General features: G+C 52.2%; 16 protein-coding genes. 5 read left to right on the forward strand and 11 right to left on the reverse strand.

The genetic code is table 11. From position 1 onward, the window contains the following. The first annotated feature begins 9 nt into the window (after positions 1-9). The 5 genes from sufC (at position 10) to J4728_RS02675 (ending at position 4,804) form a co-directional block, all read left to right on the forward strand. A complete protein-coding gene (gene sufC, locus J4728_RS02655) occupies positions 10-756 on the forward strand; it encodes a Fe-S cluster assembly ATPase SufC (protein WP_000948904.1) in 747 nt (248 codons plus the stop codon). Continuing rightward, complete coding sequence (sufD, locus tag J4728_RS02660) at positions 731-2,002, forward strand: Fe-S cluster assembly protein SufD (protein ID WP_080209776.1); 1,272 nt, start codon at positions 731-733, stop codon at positions 2,000-2,002. The genes sufC and sufD overlap by 26 nt, the downstream gene beginning before the upstream one ends. Then, positions 1,999-3,219, forward strand: coding sequence for a cysteine desulfurase SufS (gene sufS, locus J4728_RS02665; RefSeq protein ID WP_064043041.1), 1,221 nt, complete (start codon positions 1,999-2,001; stop codon positions 3,217-3,219). The genes sufD and sufS overlap by 4 nt, the downstream gene beginning before the upstream one ends. Positions 3,220-3,231: 12 nt before the next feature. Continuing rightward, positions 3,232-3,648, forward strand: coding sequence for a cysteine desulfuration protein SufE (gene sufE, locus J4728_RS02670; protein WP_000729470.1), 417 nt, complete (start codon positions 3,232-3,234; stop codon positions 3,646-3,648). A 154-nt stretch (positions 3,649-3,802) separates the two neighbouring features. Then, entirely contained in the window at positions 3,803-4,804 is a 1,002-nt protein-coding gene (locus tag J4728_RS02675; RefSeq protein ID WP_000817059.1) for a L,D-transpeptidase family protein, read from the forward strand. 66 nt (positions 4,805-4,870) lie between these two features. Here J4728_RS02675 and J4728_RS02680 read toward each other — a convergent pair whose 3' ends face one another. From J4728_RS02680 to ttrB, 11 genes are all read right to left on the reverse strand, one after another. After that, positions 4,871-5,110, reverse strand: a complete 240-nt coding sequence (locus J4728_RS02680; protein WP_017465453.1) for a major outer membrane lipoprotein — start codon at positions 5,108-5,110, stop codon at positions 4,871-4,873. Positions 5,111-5,190: 80 nt separating this feature from the next. Beyond that, entirely contained in the window at positions 5,191-5,433 is a 243-nt protein-coding gene (locus J4728_RS02685) for a major outer membrane lipoprotein (RefSeq protein ID WP_001521603.1), read from the reverse strand. A gap of 82 nt (positions 5,434-5,515) precedes the next feature. Continuing rightward, the gene (lpp, locus tag J4728_RS02690; protein ID WP_001082307.1) at positions 5,516-5,752 is read right to left on the reverse strand and encodes a murein lipoprotein Lpp; all 237 of its coding nucleotides are present in this window, start codon (positions 5,750-5,752) and stop codon (positions 5,516-5,518) included. 310 nt (positions 5,753-6,062) lie between these two features. Then, complete coding sequence (pykF, locus tag J4728_RS02695) at positions 6,063-7,475, reverse strand: pyruvate kinase PykF (RefSeq protein ID WP_000751447.1); 1,413 nt, start codon at positions 7,473-7,475, stop codon at positions 6,063-6,065. 401 nt (positions 7,476-7,876) lie between these two features. Beyond that, entirely contained in the window at positions 7,877-9,220 is a 1,344-nt protein-coding gene (locus J4728_RS02700) for an APC family permease (RefSeq protein ID WP_208211074.1), read from the reverse strand. Between the two features lie 21 nt (positions 9,221-9,241). Further along, positions 9,242-10,135 carry a proline iminopeptidase-family hydrolase gene (locus J4728_RS02705; protein WP_001000508.1) on the reverse strand — a complete coding sequence of 298 codons (894 nt, stop codon included), beginning with the start codon at positions 10,133-10,135 and terminating at the stop codon, positions 9,242-9,244. 58 nt (positions 10,136-10,193) lie between these two features. After that, a complete protein-coding gene (locus tag J4728_RS02710; RefSeq protein ID WP_000697187.1) occupies positions 10,194-10,931 on the reverse strand; it encodes a glutamine amidotransferase in 738 nt (245 codons plus the stop codon). An 11-nt stretch (positions 10,932-10,942) separates the two neighbouring features. After that, the gene (locus J4728_RS02715; RefSeq protein ID WP_208211078.1) at positions 10,943-12,169 is read right to left on the reverse strand and encodes a PfkB family carbohydrate kinase; all 1,227 of its coding nucleotides are present in this window, start codon (positions 12,167-12,169) and stop codon (positions 10,943-10,945) included. Positions 12,170-12,491: 322 nt separating this feature from the next. Continuing rightward, complete coding sequence (gene ttrA, locus J4728_RS02720; protein WP_208211081.1) at positions 12,492-15,554, reverse strand: tetrathionate reductase subunit TtrA; 3,063 nt, start codon at positions 15,552-15,554, stop codon at positions 12,492-12,494. Further along, a complete protein-coding gene (ttrC, locus tag J4728_RS02725) occupies positions 15,547-16,569 on the reverse strand; it encodes a tetrathionate reductase subunit TtrC (protein WP_208211084.1) in 1,023 nt (340 codons plus the stop codon). The genes ttrA and ttrC overlap by 8 nt, the downstream gene beginning before the upstream one ends. Then, complete coding sequence (ttrB, locus tag J4728_RS02730) at positions 16,570-17,304, reverse strand: tetrathionate reductase subunit TtrB (protein ID WP_001523928.1); 735 nt, start codon at positions 17,302-17,304, stop codon at positions 16,570-16,572. Between the last annotated feature and the right edge of the window lie 133 nt (positions 17,305-17,437).

Below are 17,437 nucleotides of genomic sequence, written 5' to 3' on the forward strand. Positions count from 1 at the left end.
GGAAAAACCATGTTAAGCATTAAAGATTTACAGGTCAGTGTGGAAGAAAAAGCGATTTTGCGTGGCCTGAATCTGGAGATTCGCCCCGGCGAAGTTCATGCCATTATGGGGCCGAACGGTTCCGGGAAAAGCACGCTCTCCGCCACTCTGGCGGGACGTGAAGATTATGAGGTCACCGGCGGCTCGGTTACGTTCAAAGGTAAAGATCTGCTTGAACTGTCGCCGGAGGAACGGGCGGGCGAAGGGATTTTTATGGCCTTCCAGTACCCGGTAGAAATCCCCGGCGTCAGTAACCAGTTTTTCCTGCAAACCGCGCTGAATGCCGTGCGCGCCTACCGCGGGCAGACGTCGTTGGATCGCTTTGATTTTCAGGATCTGATGGAAGAAAAGATCGCATTGCTGAAAATGCCGGAAGATTTGCTGACCCGTTCGGTAAACGTCGGTTTTTCCGGCGGGGAGAAAAAGCGCAATGATATTTTGCAAATGGCGGTGCTGGAGCCGGAACTGTGCATCCTTGATGAGTCGGACTCCGGACTGGATATCGATGCGTTGAAAATTGTGGCGGAAGGCGTCAACGCGTTACGCGACGATAAACGCGCTTTTATTATCGTGACCCACTATCAGCGCATACTGGACTACATCAAGCCCGATTACGTCCACGTCCTCTATCAGGGGCGAATTGTCCGTTCCGGCGATTTTACTCTGGTCAAACAACTGGAGGAGCAGGGTTATGGCTGGCTTACCGAACAGCAGTAAAGCGCTACAGCAATGGCAACATCTCTTTGAAGAAAAAGGAGAAAGTCGAACTGAGCAGGCAAGACAACATTTACAACAGATGTTACGTCTGGGATTGCCGACGCGTAAACATGAAGACTGGAAATACACGCCGCTGGAGGGCTTAACCCATAGCCAGTTTATCCAGCAGTGTGCGACTATCAGCGTCGCACAGCGTGATGCGTTGGCGCTGCAAATCGATGCCGTGCGGCTGGTGTTTGTCGATGGTCGGTTTATGCCAGAGCTCAGTGATAGCACGCAAAACAGCGGATTTGACGTTAGCGTCAGGGATGAGCGCCAGACGCTTGCCGCGCCGGTACATCCCGAGGTTTTTCTGCATCTGACGGAAAGCCTGGCGCAATGTGTCACGTATATACAGGTACGGCGAAATCAGCGTCCGACCAGGCCGCTACTGTTAATGCATATCACGCAGGGCGTGGATGGCGACGAGCTGAACACCGCGCATTATCGCCACCATCTGGCGCTGGCGGAAGGCGCGGAAGCGACGGTTATTGAGCATTATGTCAGCCTTACAGCGGCAAAACATTTTACCGGCGCGCGTCTGACGATGAACGTTGCAGACAATGCGCAACTGCGTCATATCAAACTGGCGTTTGAAAATGCGTCCAGCTATCACTTTGCGCATAACGATCTTCTGCTGGCGACAGACGCCTCGGCGTTTAGCCACAGTTTTCTGCTGGGCGCCGCAGTACTACGTCACCACAGCAGCTCACAACTGAATGGTGAAAACGCGACGCTTCGACTGAATAGTCTGGCGATGCCGGTGAAAAATGAAGTCTGCGATACGCGGACATGGCTGGAACATAACAAAGGCTACTGTAACAGCCGCCAGTTGCACAAGACCATCGTCAGCGACAAAGGACGCGCGGTCTTTAATGGCCTGATTAACGTGGCGCAACACGCCATTAAAACCGACGGCCAGATGACCAATAATAACCTGTTGTTGGGGAAACTGGCCGAAGTCGATACCAAACCGCAATTAGAGATCTATGCCGATGACGTGAAGTGCAGCCACGGCGCGACGATCGGGCGTATTGACGATGAGCAGATGTTTTATCTGCAATCACGCGGCATCAGGCAGCAGGAGGCGCGGCACATGATTCTTTACGCGTTTGCCGCAGAGTTAACGGAAGCTATCCATGATAGCGCCCTTAAACAGCAGGTGCTGGCGCGAATCGGCCAGCGACTGCCCGGAGGCCTGGTATGACATTTCCTGTAGAAAAAATACGGGCGGATTTTCCCATACTGCAGCGTGAAGTTAACGGCCTGCCGCTGGCTTACCTGGACAGCGCAGCCAGCGCTCAAAAACCTAATCAGGTGATTGATGCTGAATCTGCCTTCTACCGTCACGGCTATGCTGCGGTACATCGGGGTATCCATACGTTAAGCGCGCAGGCGACCGAAAGCATGGAGAATGTGCGTAAGCAGGCGTCGCGGTTTATTAACGCCCGCTCCGCAGAAGAACTGGTGTTCGTGCGCGGTACGACGGAGGGCATTAACCTTGTCGCCAACAGTTGGGGAACGGAAAATATTCGCGCCGGGGATAACATTATCATCAGCGAGATGGAGCATCACGCCAACATCGTTCCCTGGCAGATGCTGTGCGAGCGCAAAGGCGCTGAACTGCGCGTGATCCCATTGCATCCTGACGGTACTCTGCGGCTGGAGACCTTAGCTGCGCTGTTCGATGACCGGACCCGACTGCTGGCCATTACCCACGTTTCCAATGTGCTGGGGACGGAAAACCCACTGCCGGACATGATTGCGCTGGCGCGCCAGCATGGGGCGAAAGTGCTGGTGGATGGCGCCCAGGCCGTGATGCACCATGCTGTTGACGTCCAGGCGCTGGACTGCGATTTTTACGTTTTCTCCGGCCATAAACTTTACGGGCCGACCGGCATCGGCATTCTGTATGTTAAAGAGGCGTTGCTGCAAGAAATGCCGCCGTGGGAAGGGGGCGGGTCGATGATCTCGACCGTCAGCCTGACGCAGGGAACGACATGGGCGAAAGCGCCCTGGCGTTTTGAGGCGGGAACGCCGAATACTGGCGGCATCATCGGTCTCGGCGCGGCGATTGATTATGTGACGTCGCTGGGACTGGATAAGATTGGCGATTATGAGCAGATGCTGATGCGCTATGCGCTGGAGCAACTGGCGCAGGTGCCTGATATCACGCTGTATGGCCCGGCGCAGCGGTTGGGCGTCATCGCGTTTAATCTGGGTAAACACCACGCTTACGACGTCGGCAGCTTTCTTGATAATTACGGTATCGCGGTACGAACGGGGCATCACTGCGCAATGCCGCTCATGGCCTGGTATGGCGTGCCGGCAATGTGCCGGGCTTCGCTGGCGATGTATAACACCCATGAAGAAGTGGACCGACTGGTGGCAGGATTAACGCGTATCCACCGCTTATTGGGATAACAGTGAGGTTTTATGGCTGCGCTACCGGATAAAGAAAAATTGCTGCGTAACTTTACGCGTTGCGCTAATTGGGAAGAGAAATATTTATATATTATTGAGTTGGGGCAGCGCCTGGCGGAGTTAAATCCGCAGGATCGCAATCCGCAAAATACGATTCATGGCTGTCAGAGCCAGGTGTGGATCGTGATGCGGCGAAACGCCAACGGCATTATCGAATTGCAGGGCGACAGCGACGCGGCGATCGTTAAGGGCCTTATGGCGGTGGTATTTATTTTGTACCACCAAATGACGGCGCAGGATATTGTGCATTTTGATGTCCGGCCATGGTTCGAAAAAATGGCGCTTACGCAGCACCTCACGCCTTCTCGTTCTCAGGGGCTGGAAGCAATGATTCGCGCAATTCGCGCTAAGGCCGCCACTCTTAGCTAAACTGTACAGACAGCGTTCTACCTGATGTCAAATCCTTTGTCGGACGGCGACGTCGCTTTATCCAGAGTGGACAGAGCGTATATTTTGTTGTTCTGATAAGCGAAGCGCTACCAGTCGTCGCAGAGGGCATCACCAGGAATACAGGAGGTTTGGTATGAAACGTGCGTCTTTCATTACGCTAACTATTATCGGCGCGTATAGCGCGTTACAGGCAGCCTGGGCGGTTGATTATCCATTACCGCCCGAAGGCAGCCGTCTTATTGGTCAGAATCAAACCTATACCGTACAGGAAGGTGATAAAAATCTGCAGGCTATCGCCCGGCGTTTTGATACAGCGGCGATGCTCATTCTTGAAGCGAACAATACGATTGCGCCGGTGCCTAAGCCCGGTACGCTAATTACCATTCCCTCGCAGATGCTATTGCCGGATGCGCCCAGGGAAGGCGTTATCGTCAACCTCGCGGAGCTACGGCTGTATTATTACCCGCCGGGAGAAAACCGCGTTCAGGTGTATCCCATCGGCATCGGTTTGCAGGGACTGGAAACTCCCGTCATGGACACCCGGATAGGGCAAAAGATCCCCAACCCGACGTGGACGCCGACGGCGGGCATACGCCAACGTTCGCTTGAGCGAGGGATCACGCTGCCGCCGGTGATCCCTGCCGGGCCAAATAACCCGCTGGGACGCTATGCGCTGCGTCTGGCGCACGGTAATGGGGAATATCTCATTCATGGCACCAGCGCGCCGGATAGCGTAGGTCTGCGCGTGAGTTCCGGTTGCATTCGCATGAACGCGCCGGACATCAAAGCGTTATTTGCGCAGGTCAGAACGGGGACGCCGGTAAAAGTGATTAACCAGCCGGTGAAATTCTCTGTCGAGCCGAATGGCATTCGTTATGTAGAGGTACACAGGCCGCTATCGCCGGAAGAAGAGCAAAACGTGCAGACGATGCCCTACGTGTTGCCTGCGGAATTTACCGCGTTCAGAAACGCGCAAGGGGTGGATAGTCGCCTGGTCGATAAGGCGCTATACCGGCGAGCCGGGTATCCAGTCAGCGTGAGCGCCGGGCAGACGCCAGCGGTAAATACGACCGCAGTCGAATCCGCTCAGAACGGTTTTGTCGGGGAAGAGGGGCAAACGCGCGCGACGCAGTAGCCTTCGCAGCAAACGACGGACAAAAAAATGGCGCACGATGTGCGCCATTTTATATCGTGCGTCAAATTATTTACAGATGCGGAATACTTTGTTGTCCAGACGTTGGTTCGCGCGAGCAGCATCGTCTTTAGCAGCCTGAACGTCGGAACGCATTGCATTTACGTCATTACTCAGTTGCTCAACTTTAGCGCTCAGCGTCTGTACATCGGAAGACAACTGATCGATTTTAGCGTTGCTTGAACAACCTGCCAGTAACGTGGAACCCAGAACTGCTGCACCTAAGATCAGCTTGTTAGTACGGGTCATAATAATATCCTTATATTATGAGTGGTTATGTGGGTAAAGAAATGGCGCACGATGTGCGCCATTTTATATCGTGCGTCAAATTACTTACGGACGTGGGATACTACTTTGTTGTCCAGACGCTGGTTCGCGCGAGCTGCGTCGTCTTTAGCAGCCTGAACGTCGGAACGCATTGCATTTACGTCATTACTCAGTTGCTCAACTTTAGCGCTCAGCGTCTGTACATCGGAAGACAACTGATCGATTTTAGCGTTGCTTGAACAACCTGCCAGTAACGTGGAACCCAGAACTACTGCACCTAAGATCAGCTGGTTAGTACGGTTCATAACAATAACATTATACTTTGTGTGGTTATGTGGGTAAAAAAAATGGCGCACGATGTGCGCCATTTTTATTACGCAGGTACTATTACTTACGGTATTTAGTAGCCTGGTTGTCCAGACGCTGGTTAGCGCGAGCTGCGTCGTCTTTAGCAGCCTGAACGTCGGAACGCATTGCGTTCACGTCGTTGCTCAGCTGGTCAACTTTAGCGTTCAGAGTCTGAACGTCAGAAGACAGCTGATCGATTTTAGCGTTGCTGGAGCAACCAGCCAGCAGAGTAGAACCCAGGATTACCGCGCCCAGTACCAGTTTAGTACGATTCATTATTAATACCCTCTAGATTGAGTTAATCTCCATGTAGCGTTACAAGTATTACACAAACTTTTTTATGTTGAGAATATTTTTTTGATGGGAATGCACTTATTTTTGATCGTTCGCTCAAAGAAGCATCGAAATGCATGAAAGTCCCTAAAAAACCGAAAGAAAACAGGGGGCTTCCATCGGATTCTTCTTAGATAATCCGCAATTAGATAGTAAAATCCGATTTGATTTTTTTATTAATAGTGGCTATCGATTAAATAAAAAAAGCGCCGGAAGGGCGCTTTTTTAAACAAATTAATTCACACAACAATTATTACAGTACGTGAACAGAGGCGGTGTTAGTGGTGCCGCTTGGAACCAGCGCGCCGGAGACCATCACTACGACGTCGCCTTTCTGGGCGAGGCCGCTTTGCAGGGCGACATCTTTGCCCAGACGGTAGAAATCATCAGTAGAATTGATTTCTTTCACCAGCTGCGATACCACGCCTTTGCTCAGTACTAACTGACGGGCGGTCACTTCATTGGTGGTCAATGCCAGGATGGTGGCGTCCGGGAAGTATTTACGCACGGCGCGAGCGGATTTACCGCCCTGGGTCGCTACCACGATCAGCGGCGCTTCCAGTTTTTCGGCGGTTTCTACCGCGCCGCGGCATACTGCTTCCGTAATGCGCAGTTTACGGCTGTCGTTGTTGTAGTCCAGACGGCTGTTCATGACGCGGTCGGTACGTTCGCAGATGGTCGCCATGATAGAAACGGCTTCCAGCGGGTATTTCCCTTTTGCGGATTCGCCGGACAGCATAACCGCATCCGTACCGTCGAGGATGGCGTTCGCAACGTCGCCTGCTTCTGCGCGGGTCGGACGCGGGTTTTTGATCATAGAATCCAGCATCTGAGTCGCGGTGATCACGACTTTACGTGCGCGGATACATTTTTCGATCATCATTTTCTGCGCAAAAATCACTTCTTCAACCGGGATTTCTACGCCCAGGTCGCCACGCGCAACCATGATGCCGTCGGAAGCTTCGAGAATTTCATCGAAGTTGTTCAGGCCTTCCTGGTTTTCGATCTTAGAGATAATCTGGATATTTTCGCCGCCGTGAGCTTTCAGATGCTCGCGAATTTCGACAACGTCAGAACGTTTACGGATAAAGGACGCCGCAACAAAGTCAACGCCCTGTTCACAACCGAAGATCAGGTCCTGTTTGTCTTTTTCAGCCAGCGCCGGCAGAGCAATAGAAACGCCCGGCAGGTTAACGCCTTTGTTCTCGCCCAGATCGCCGTTGTTCAGCACCTTACAAATGACTTTATTGCCTTCGATGGCGGTCACTTCCATACCGATCAGACCATCGTCAACCAGGACGGTGTTGCCAACGCTCAGGTCGCTGGTGAAGCCTTCATAGGTGACGGCAACGATTTCATTATTACCGACCACGGATTTGTCGGTGGTAAAAGTAAAGGTTTGGCCCGCTTTCAGCGAAACGTCGTTACCGCCTTCCAGTTTAATGGTGCGGATTTCTGGTCCTTTAGTATCAAGCAGAATAGCGGCTTTTTTACCAGTTTTGCTCATCACGTTGCGCAAGTTCTGGATACGCTGACCGTGTTCTGCATAATCGCCATGAGAGAAGTTCAGACGCATCACGTTCATGCCCGCGTCCAGCATTTTGCTTAACATCTCTTCGGATTCGGTTTTCGGACCGATAGTACAAACAATTTTCGTCTTTTTCATGACAGTCTTAGTCTTTAAGTTGAGGAGGATATGGAAATCTGGCTTCGGGCGCGCACGGCCCGGAAGCTAAGCCTGTGTTGCTAAAGTGATGATGCCTCGCTCTAAGGATAGGTGACATCGAAAGAGCGTGCAGAGGAATGTGTGCTCGCGTTTCAGCCCAACGGGAAGGGGATAATTTTAGTCGTTGAGTTTTACAGTCCAATGCGCTGAAACCATTCAAGAGACAATTGGCGCGCATTATACGCTGATATTTACAAAAAAGGAAAATGAAAACCCTGTTTCAAAAGACATCTGTGCAGATCCACAACGGTTTGTTATTACGCTGTTTACGATGTCGCTGGCGATAACGCCGCCCGAACAGGGGCGGCGTTGCGCAACAGCGGGTGTTGTTGCGCATAATGTCAATCGAGCAACTTTTTGCCTTCCAGGTCGATGGCGATGTTTTGGTTGTGTGCTTTTCGATAGCACAGAATCGCTATCCCGATGGCCGCCCAGCTAATTCCGAGTATCAGAGCGTGAATGTTCATGTTTAAACAGACGTAGCCGATGACGATCATCCCCATGATCGGCGAAATGACATGGGCGAAAATGCGCCGCTGGGCTTTCATCCGGAAATTGAACAGGACAAACACACACAGGTTCACGACAAAAAAAGCGAAAAGCGCGCCAAAGTTCACCAGCGTGGAGATAGATTCAATCTTGCCGGAAAACAGGTAGCTGAGCAGCAGGGTGACGCCGCCGGTAAACAGAATGGCATAATCCGGCGTTTTACGCGTGGTATGGACGTGAGCGAGGAAGGCGGGCAACATTCGGTCGCGCCCCATTGAAAATAACACTCTGGACACCGCCGTTTGCGCGGTAATAATGTTGCCGACGGCGCACACAAACGCCACAATGATGGAAAACGCCACTTTGAGCCAGATACCGCCAACGTTGCCGGCAATGGTGAAAAATGCTTCATTCGTCGCATTACCTTCCGCGAAGCGGTCGACGTTACCGGTGGCGAACGCCGCAAACGCCACAACGATAATAAACAGTACCGTCGCCAAAACTAACGCCAACAGCGTTGCTTTACTGACGGCGCGTCCCCCGCCTTCGCTTTCTTCACTTAATGTACTGATAGCGTCAAAGCCGAGAAAATTCAGCGCAGCCACCGAAATCGCCGTCGCGATGAGCCCTGGGGTGAACCACTGTGAATCGAAAAAAGGCCGGAAGGAAAGCGTTATCTGACTACTGTCCAGCAGCATCAGACGGACAATGAGTAGCACGAAAATCGCCAGAATACCGAGTTGAATAAAGACCAGTAACTTATCGAATTTCGCCGTTTGCTGTATCCCGAGATAGTTGACTCCGGTGCCAATAGCCACATAAATCAACGGCCAGACCCAGACCGGGATTTGCGGTAAAATAGCGTGGACCGCGACGCCGCCCAGCACCGCTACGAGCGTAGGGAACAAAAGATAATCCAGCAGTAATATCCATCCGGTCAGAAACCCTACGGCGGGATTAATGCATACGCCAGCATACGCATAGGCCGAACCCGACGAGGAGATATGCTGCGATAAGGTAGAGTAGCTGTACGCGGTAAAAAACATCGCGATCGCGCCAATAATATAAACCAGCGCAACCATACCGTGCGAAAGATTATAAACAACGCCATAAAGAGAGACTGGCGCGATAGGCACCATAAACACCAGACCATAAAGCACTAAATCGGTAAGAGACAATTTTTTGACTTTTTTCATGATAAATACCTTAATGGCTTTTTATGCCAGATCGCGTAAAAACGCGCTTACCGCTGCGAGGCAGGGCGCGATATTTTCTTCATGCGGGTTATGGCTGCTGCCGGGAATAGTGACCGCGCGGCAGTCTGAAATGTGAGAGAGCAGCGGAGAGACGACGCGCTCGGTTGCCTGATCGTTTTCGCCGCGCAGTACCAGAACAGGACAGCGTATCTGGCACAAATGGGGCGTAATATCCCAGTCGGCAAGTTTGCCATTTGCCGCCAGTTCATTGGTTCCCCATAAAATGTGATAACCCGTAGGGTCGGCGGCGAACTGCGCATTAGATCGCTGAACATGAACGGCTTCTTCCGCGAGGGTATAAACGTGCCTGGCATAATAAGCGACCAGCTGTTCCGGTGGGTTTTGATAAATGACGGCGGGCATAATGACGTTTTTGATATCGTCATCGGACATTGGCGTCAGAGCGTTAAAGAGCCGTATGGCTTCCTGTTGCCACAGGGCGATACTGGCCGGCGAACTGGCCAGTATCGTCCCGCGAAGCCCGGCAGGCTGTAAGCAGGCGTGCTCTGCGGCAAGCATTCCGCCCCAGGAATGTCCCAGTATCGAATACCCGTGTCCAATACCCAGGTGATGAATTAATTGGGTTAATTGACGGAGATAACGCGCAATAGTCCAGAAAGACGCGTCGGCATGAGGAAAATGCGTTGAACGACCGCAACCATATTGATCGTAAAATATTACCATGCGCCCGTCATCAGCCAGACGGCGATAATTTAATAAATAATCAAAGCCGCCAGAAGGGCCGCCGTGAAGGATAATGAGCGGCGTGAGCAATGATTTTCTGTCTCCATAAATCCGATAGCTTGTCAATATGTTTTCAGAAAACATTTCGCCATAGAGATAAGTATCATTCATATTCTTAATGACTCAGTGTGTGGCAGGGCAGGCGAAATTTATATTCGCCTGGATAATATTATTTTTTTATTGTGTGTAAAACATTACACCAGAAGGTGGCGTAATGTTCCCATTGCAGAAACTGCGGACTTCCCCAGTGCGGCGAACAATCACTGGCAAAGCAACATACTTTCCCTTTATGGTAAGTACCCATAACTAACAGTGGATCGCCATTAATTTCAGCAAGGACCTGACTATTTTCTTTGGCGATAAGCTTGTTATAGCCCAACAGCGGCGGCCATTCGCTAAATGGCTGGGTAATAACATGCTCTACCGCAGTATTTACTGCTTTACATCCTTGCGGTAGTTCTACGCGGTCATCTACATCCAGCATATCAACCGGCAATACCTCTGCCAGAACCGTATTTTTATAATTGGCTTTTGCTTCTATTCCCGTAAAGGATAAATACCCGCCGATCATCAACAGACCGCCGCCCTCAGCAACATAATCTGCGATAAGTTGTAATGCATCAGGAATAATGTCCATATTATAAAACGTTCTGTTTTGTAACAGGAACGTATTGCTACCGATATCACTGATGACGATCGCATCATAGCAGGCTAATGCTTCGGCAGTTTGTGGAAAACGAGTTTGCACAATATGGGCAGGCATGTAGTCTACATCGATATTACCCTGGCGCAAGCAGGATAATAAATAGTCTGCGCCTTCTTCATATTTGCTCGATGTAAAGCTATCAAAACCTTTAGAGTGAATCATATGAATGTGCCATGATTCGCCAATAAATAAAATTTTCATTATGTCACCTGTTAATTAATGTTAATGACTTTATTAGATTGGGTACGCATTCGATGTAAAACCTGCAAGTGCTGAGGCATACTCGACGCACCGACTTGTTCCACCGCCAGAGAAGCGAAAGCGGAGGCATATTGAATGGCTGCGACCATATCTGCTTGTCGCGCCAGCGCGGCGGCTAAGGCGCCATTAAAAGCGTCACCGGCCCCAGCAGCATCTTTTACCACGGCGCTCCATGCAGGAATATACAACGTGCGGGCGTGCTCACAGAGCAGAGAACCACGGGCGCCAAGGGTAATGATGACTTTTTTCACCCCGGATTGCAGAATAATATTTCCGGCTTTTTTCGCATCATTAATATCAGTAATGGTTACGCCGGATAAAAAAGAGGCTTCAGTTTCATTCGGCGTGATGATGTCAATATCAGATAATAAATGCGTCACTTGTTTCGTATAGGGGGCAGGATTCAGCATGATCATTTTATTTTCTTGTTTGCCCAGACGAATAAATTCAGTCAACGCTTCAATGTTCGTTTCGAGCTGCATTAACATAACGTCAGACTCGGCGATATAACGGTGTTGCTCATTAATCTCTTGCGTGGTGAGCATCATATTGGCGCCAGGGTAGATGGCGATAATATTATCGCCATCCACGGCGGAGACATAGATCAATGCGCTACCGGTGGGCGCTTTATCTGTTTGATACGCGCTGTATGAGGCGATACCTGATTGAATAATATGATTCATAGCAAATGCGCTGAACTGATCTTTGCCCACTTTAAAAATAAAATGTGCCGCAGCGCCGGCATTGTTTGCCGCTAAAGCCTGGTTGGCTCCTTTACCGCCAGGATAGAATCCAAATTGACTGGCCAGAATGGATTCTCCGCTTTGTGGAAACCACGGCACGGTTGCTGAAACATCAATATTGAATGAGCCTAAAACACACACCTTGCCTGCTTTTTTTGTGTTTTCCCGGTGCAGTTTTGCATCCTGATGGATTGGCGTGGCGATAGTGCTGGAGATATCAATCTTATTTTCAGTGATAAGCTTACTCAGCGCGTCACGGTTTAAAATCCCTCCGCCATAGCAACGCTGAAGCATACCTGATTTCTGGAAATAGCGTAGATCGGAACGAATAGTCTCCTGGCTAACCTTATAAAGGTCTGAAAGTTTACTGACGCTAACACTATTATCCTTTATCAGTAAATTAATGATGGCATGACGTCTTTCTTCTTTAAACATATTGCCTCCGGGTAGTGAGTTGAATTGTATTTATGGCAATGTTGTCATGCGGTGAATTCAATCACAGATTATGCGGTCAACCGGAAGTAACCCCAAATGAATGTCAATAATCAGAAGCGCAGCCAATGTGTTAAATATTAATTGCTTACAGAAGGGGAAAATAGTTTTGTGAGTGTTGTCATATATTTTCTATGTAATATGACGGGGTGAACGTAAAATAGTTGGGCTTGCACGATTCAGTGAGTATATGCAGCCGGACAGCGTTCGCTTATCAGTCGCTACCCTCGACGAAATAAGACGATATCGCTCTCCGGCCCGGGGGTTATATACGCTCGATTTTTGCCGGCAGCCCCTGACGTACTGCCGCGCCAGAAACCCAGTCGAGCCAGGTGTTGGTAATGGTTCTTGTCGGATCGGCAAAGCCCAGATCGTTAAGATTTATGCCTGCCCTGATTTGTGGATCATACGGCATAGGCACGCCATCCAGAGAGTGCTGCGTTGCGCCCATCTCGCGGTGGCCATATCCGTGTTCGATGGCGATGACGCCTGGCATCACGCCATTTAACAAACTGATTTGCGCCACGACCTGACCGCCCGGCGTAATGATCCGTACCCGATCGCCATGTTGCAGTCCATAACGCTCGCCGTCTTGCGGATTCAGCGCCACCAGGTTTGCTGGCTTCACATGGTGTAAGCGCGGGATGACGGCTGTTGAGCTGGACATGGTATTTGATTTAAATGAAATCAGTTTCAGCGGCCATTGCCCAATGGGAAACTGGTCGTCAATCGCACGACCATCTGACAAACGCGCCGGATACCAGACCGGGCAACCGCTGAAGCGCTCCCCGGTGATGGCGTGACGGTGGGCGGCGACATCTGCATTCCAGATCTGTAAGGGTTTTTTCCACGCGTTACCTAACCGTTGCTCCGTATAGCCGCTATCCTCGGGCGCAAACCGGCCGCCACGCGAGTAGATAAACGCCACGCGACCGACCTCATCAGCTTTAAGCGTGTGCTGAATTGCTGGCAGAATGCGGCTGACGCCGGTAAGCGAAATATCTTCCTGATTTGCCAGCGCGACCGGCGTCTTGCCCATAAAGGCGATATTAGCGGCTACGCGCAGATAGAAGTCTTCCGCCCGGTTCAGTGGAAAAGTATTGCCCTGCGGATCGGTTATCGCCCGGTCGCCGAAGCCGGGCAGATGGAGCCGTTTTGCTACCGCAATACAAAATGCTTCCATTGAGACAGGTTGCCCGTCCGCCGTGCGGTGAGTGGCGGGGGCGACAATCGGCCAGCGGGCGGTAGTGGCTTTACTGGCTACGCCGCCCCAGGGCGCCGTAAAGCCCCAGCTCTCAAAATTGTGCGTATCCGGCACAATGTAATCCGCCAGCGCCGTCGTTTCATTCATAAAGGCGTCAATCGCGATAAAGAGCGGCAGTCGGCGAGGGTCTTTTAGTTTTTCTTCCGCCACGGCGCGTAGACCGGGAACACCGTAAAACGGGTTGCTCATATTGGAAATCCAGGCTTTAAGCGGATAAGGATAGCCTTCGAGCGCGGAGGTCAACAGTTCGGTAAGCTGGCCTGCCACAAAGGGATACCACGGCGCTTTGGCTGGATAAGGGGATTGCCCACCGGCAATTTTGTCGCGGTATTCTTCCGATGCTTCATAAGCGGTTTTGCTACGGGCAATACTTAACCCGGACGGTTTCACTTTTCCGGCAAAACTATTCATGTTGTAGCGGGGGCCGTCGCTAACGCCGTTGAATTTGCCGCCGCCGACAAAGACGCCGCCGGACAAGCTGAGGTTGCCGATCAGCGCGTTAAGCATCATGACCGACCAGGCGTTATAAAACCCATTGCCGGCCATCATGCCGCCGTGACTGATGACCGCAGCTTTACGTCCGTGACTGGTAAAGGTTTCCGCCAGCGCGATAATTTGCGCTTCCGGCACGCCGCACTGTTCGCTGTATTGCGCCAACGAGAGCTTTTCTGCCGCCTCTTTCAGGCGTTGCAACCCGCTCTTCACCGTGACCCGTTGGCCGTCGGCGAGCGTAACGTACTGCGTCACGAAAAGCCGTGCCTGTCGGCAAGTGGACGCATCGACCAACTCGCCGTCGGTATTCAGCACGACAGGGGTCTCTTCGCCATCGGGCGTAAGATGGCGCAGCGTCAGGTGCTGTCCGGCAAGCGTCGGCAGTTCATCCGCAATGACCAGGTGCGTGGCGTTGGTCCAACTTTGCTCGCCAGCCTGCTGCATCGCCTGTACGCCGGGAATCGCCAGATAATCAGCATTATAACGTTGATTATCCATGATCCAGCGGATCATCCCCATTGCCAGCGCCGAATCGCTGCCGGGCATGACCGGTTGCCAGCGACCGCGAGGATCGGCGAGCACCGTTGATAAGGGGAGGGCGGGGGCGACCACGACGTATTGAAAATTCTCACGCAGCCGGGCGCTCGCCAACTGACGCGCCTGGCGTTTAAACGGATTGCCGGACTGTGCCGGGGAGGTGCCCATAAAGAGCGCAAACTCCACGTTTTCCCAGTCGGGTTTGACATGCGGGTTTTTATCCAGATCGCCCATCAATGCCCCGGAGCCGGCCCGGTAAGCCAGTCCACAGTAGGCGCCATGCGCGCCGAAATTCTTGCTGCCGAAGCTATTTAGCGCAAAACGACGCAGAAACGCATCGCGGCCTTCGTCGCTGGTATTCGTGACCAGTAACTGATTGGTTTTGGGCCCGAAACTGGGGTGCTTTGCGTCAATTGGCGTATCCGGCGCATGAATAGCGCGCAGTCCGTCCACATGACCTTCGCCAAACAGATCGCCGCCTTCCACGACTTCTTCAATAAGTTGCTCAAAGCTGATGCGCTGCCATTTCCCTTCGCCGCGTTTACCCACGCGTTTCATCGGTTCAAGCAGTCGTAGCGGACTGTACAGGCTTTCCAGCAGCGTGGCGCCGCGCGCGCAGGCGGTTGAGCGGGCGTCAAGACCGCTTTCTCCCGCCAGTTGCTCCATGGCTTCGCTAAAAGGGACGGACGAGTCAATCGGGTGTTCCTGCGACAAGGGGTGATAGGGATTGCCGGCGATGCGTATCACTTTGCCATCGGCATTAACCCGGGCGCGGATACCGCACTGTGTCCAACAGCCGAAGCATTGCGTCATGGCGATGGTTTGTTGTGGATTTTGCTGCCAGTGTGTTTGCGCCTGCGCCTCCGGAATTAACGCGTTGCCAAAGATGCGGTCGCGCGTTACCTTGCCGGACGTCCCGTTTAACAGGCCATCAATTGCGCGTTTCGCCACATCACGGTAGCTCAGACCAAAAGTGACCATCCCACCGACGGCGAGACCGACTTTTAGCCACTGACGACGGGTTAAATTAGCCATGTTGTAATCTCCTGGTGAGTCCGTTCAGCGTTTCACGAATAATAATCAGTAGCACTATCCACAGGCCGAAGGTGCCGAGAATAGCCAGCCAGCCATCCGTTCCGCCTGGTAACGAGTAAGGGTTAAATTGCGCGTTGAACTTGGGGACGGTTTGTACCTGAATCAACAATGTCCAGCGCATCAGCCAACATAGCGCCAGCGCGCTGAGAACCAGCAGGACGCGTCTTAGCTGTGATAACGGATGGCGTAGCGCCAGGCTACAGAACAGCAGTGTGCATACCCACAGCGCTACCCAGCCGACAGCGTAATATTTGGCTGACAGGGCGACGGTAATCCACTGACGGATTGCCGTGCCGGAAAGCGTATCGCCGCTAACCCACATGGCCACAACCAGCCCCAGCGCCGCCAGCGTCCAGATTTGTCCCCACAATATTTTTGGCAGCCTTACCGAGTCGCGTCGGGCGGCGACAATCATCAGCGCGAAGAACGCCTGTAAGGCGCTAAGAAACATCGCCACGGGGAAGGCGTAGCTAAACCAGATTGGGCGCGCCAGCACAACGGAGACTTCGCGGCCGGTATAAATCAACAGGCCCACCGCGCAAAGCGCGCTGGCTAACGCCAACCATTTAGTGACGTTGTAACTTTTATTGAATAATCGTTTAATCTGCTGCGCCAGGAACCACAGAGCGAGAAATCCGGTAAACAGCGGCAGGAATAACGCTCCCCAGGGCATCCACGACCAGGGCGTCGGCCAGGCATAGAAATGCCAGACGCGGGCGGTCTGGTGCAGATCCGCCGTCAGCGCCAGCGGTGCGGTAATCGCACAGGTAATGGCAATCAGTAATGCCCGATTTTCTTCTGTTGCGGCGTCTTTTTTCCGCCAGTGAAGATAACAGGCAAACAGTGCGGCGCAGGCGGCAATGCCAATAAAAAAGAAATATTGTACCGCCCACGGCAGCCAGCTAATGTCCTGCGGGTGAGCCAGCACTTCTTCAATGATGAGTGAATGCGTCATTCAGACCTCCTGCCAAAGCGCGGGCTGCGCACGGCCCATTAATGGGGTGACAAAGGCGTCGTCCAGACCCAGGTAGAAAACATGGGGCGACGTGCCGTTTTCCGGCTTTAATACCTTGATAGCGTCGCGATGCTGATGAAGCATGGTGGCGATGCGGCTATGGGGATCTTTGATATCGCCAATAATACGCGCGCCGCCGACGCAGGACTCTACGCAAGCGGGTAACAGTCCGGCTTCCAGACGATGGACGCAAAATGTGCATTTATCGGCAGTTTGCGTTTCATGATTGATAAATCGGGCGTCGTAAGGACACGCCTGGACACAATAGGCGCAGCCGACGCAGCGTTTGTTATCCACCACCACAATGCCATCTTCCCGCTGAAAGGTGGCTTGTACCGGGCAGACCGGCACACAGGGGGGGTTATCGCAATGGTTGCACAGACGCGGCAACAGCACATTCGTGACTTCCTGACTACCTTCACGCTGGACCTGGTATTGGTTCACCGTCGTACGAAACGCGCCCTGCGGCGTTTGGTTTTCAATAGTGCAACTTACGGTACAGGACTGACAGCCGATACAACGCCGCAGGTCGATAAGCATGGCGTAACGGTGTCGGGGAGAGCCTTCATGCCGCTCCGGCGAAAAAGGAAATTTCGCTTCAGCCAGCGGAACCAGCGAGGCGCCAGCGGTCAGGACGCCAAGCTGCTGGAGAAATTGCCGTTTACTGCTGTCCATATTGACTCCCGTCCACATTGCCAACAATGAAACATTTGTCACGATGTTGGTTCATGTGTAATGAATAAAAAATGTCGATGATTTACAGTGTAAAAATCGAGGCGGGGTGCGCTCTATTGTGGTTAACCACATA

It is taken from the genome of Salmonella sp. 32070601201500089SM (genome assembly GCF_017573605.1).
GTDB lineage: Bacteria > Pseudomonadota > Gammaproteobacteria > Enterobacterales > Enterobacteriaceae > Salmonella > Salmonella enterica.

Excerpts from the sequence above, each read along its gene's own strand:
- J4728_RS02715 (WP_208211078.1), bottom strand. The coding sequence starts at position 12,169 with ATGTTTAAAGAAGAAAGACGTCATGCCATCATTAATTTACTGATAAAG.
- pykF (WP_000751447.1), bottom strand. The coding sequence starts at position 7,475 with ATGAAAAAGACGAAAATTGTTTGTACTATCGGTCCGAAAACCGAATCC.
- sufS (WP_064043041.1), top strand. The coding sequence starts at position 1,999 with ATGACATTTCCTGTAGAAAAAATACGGGCGGATTTTCCCATACTGCAG.
- sufD (WP_080209776.1), top strand. The coding sequence starts at position 731 with ATGGCTGGCTTACCGAACAGCAGTAAAGCGCTACAGCAATGGCAACAT.
- J4728_RS02710 (WP_000697187.1), bottom strand. The coding sequence starts at position 10,931 with ATGAAAATTTTATTTATTGGCGAATCATGGCACATTCATATGATTCAC.
- ttrC (WP_208211084.1), bottom strand. The coding sequence starts at position 16,569 with ATGACGCATTCACTCATCATTGAAGAAGTGCTGGCTCACCCGCAGGAC.
- J4728_RS02685 (WP_001521603.1), bottom strand. The coding sequence starts at position 5,433 with ATGAACCGTACTAACCAGCTGATCTTAGGTGCAGTAGTTCTGGGTTCC.
- ttrB (WP_001523928.1), bottom strand. The coding sequence starts at position 17,304 with ATGGACAGCAGTAAACGGCAATTTCTCCAGCAGCTTGGCGTCCTGACC.
- lpp (WP_001082307.1), bottom strand. The coding sequence starts at position 5,752 with ATGAATCGTACTAAACTGGTACTGGGCGCGGTAATCCTGGGTTCTACT.
- J4728_RS02675 (WP_000817059.1), top strand. The coding sequence starts at position 3,803 with ATGAAACGTGCGTCTTTCATTACGCTAACTATTATCGGCGCGTATAGC.
- J4728_RS02705 (WP_001000508.1), bottom strand. The coding sequence starts at position 10,135 with ATGAATGATACTTATCTCTATGGCGAAATGTTTTCTGAAAACATATTG.
- J4728_RS02680 (WP_017465453.1), bottom strand. The coding sequence starts at position 5,110 with ATGACCCGTACTAACAAGCTGATCTTAGGTGCAGCAGTTCTGGGTTCC.
- J4728_RS02700 (WP_208211074.1), bottom strand. The coding sequence starts at position 9,220 with ATGAAAAAAGTCAAAAAATTGTCTCTTACCGATTTAGTGCTTTATGGT.
- ttrA (WP_208211081.1), bottom strand. The coding sequence starts at position 15,554 with ATGGCTAATTTAACCCGTCGTCAGTGGCTAAAAGTCGGTCTCGCCGTC.
- sufC (WP_000948904.1), top strand. The coding sequence starts at position 10 with ATGTTAAGCATTAAAGATTTACAGGTCAGTGTGGAAGAAAAAGCGATT.
- sufE (WP_000729470.1), top strand. The coding sequence starts at position 3,232 with ATGGCTGCGCTACCGGATAAAGAAAAATTGCTGCGTAACTTTACGCGT.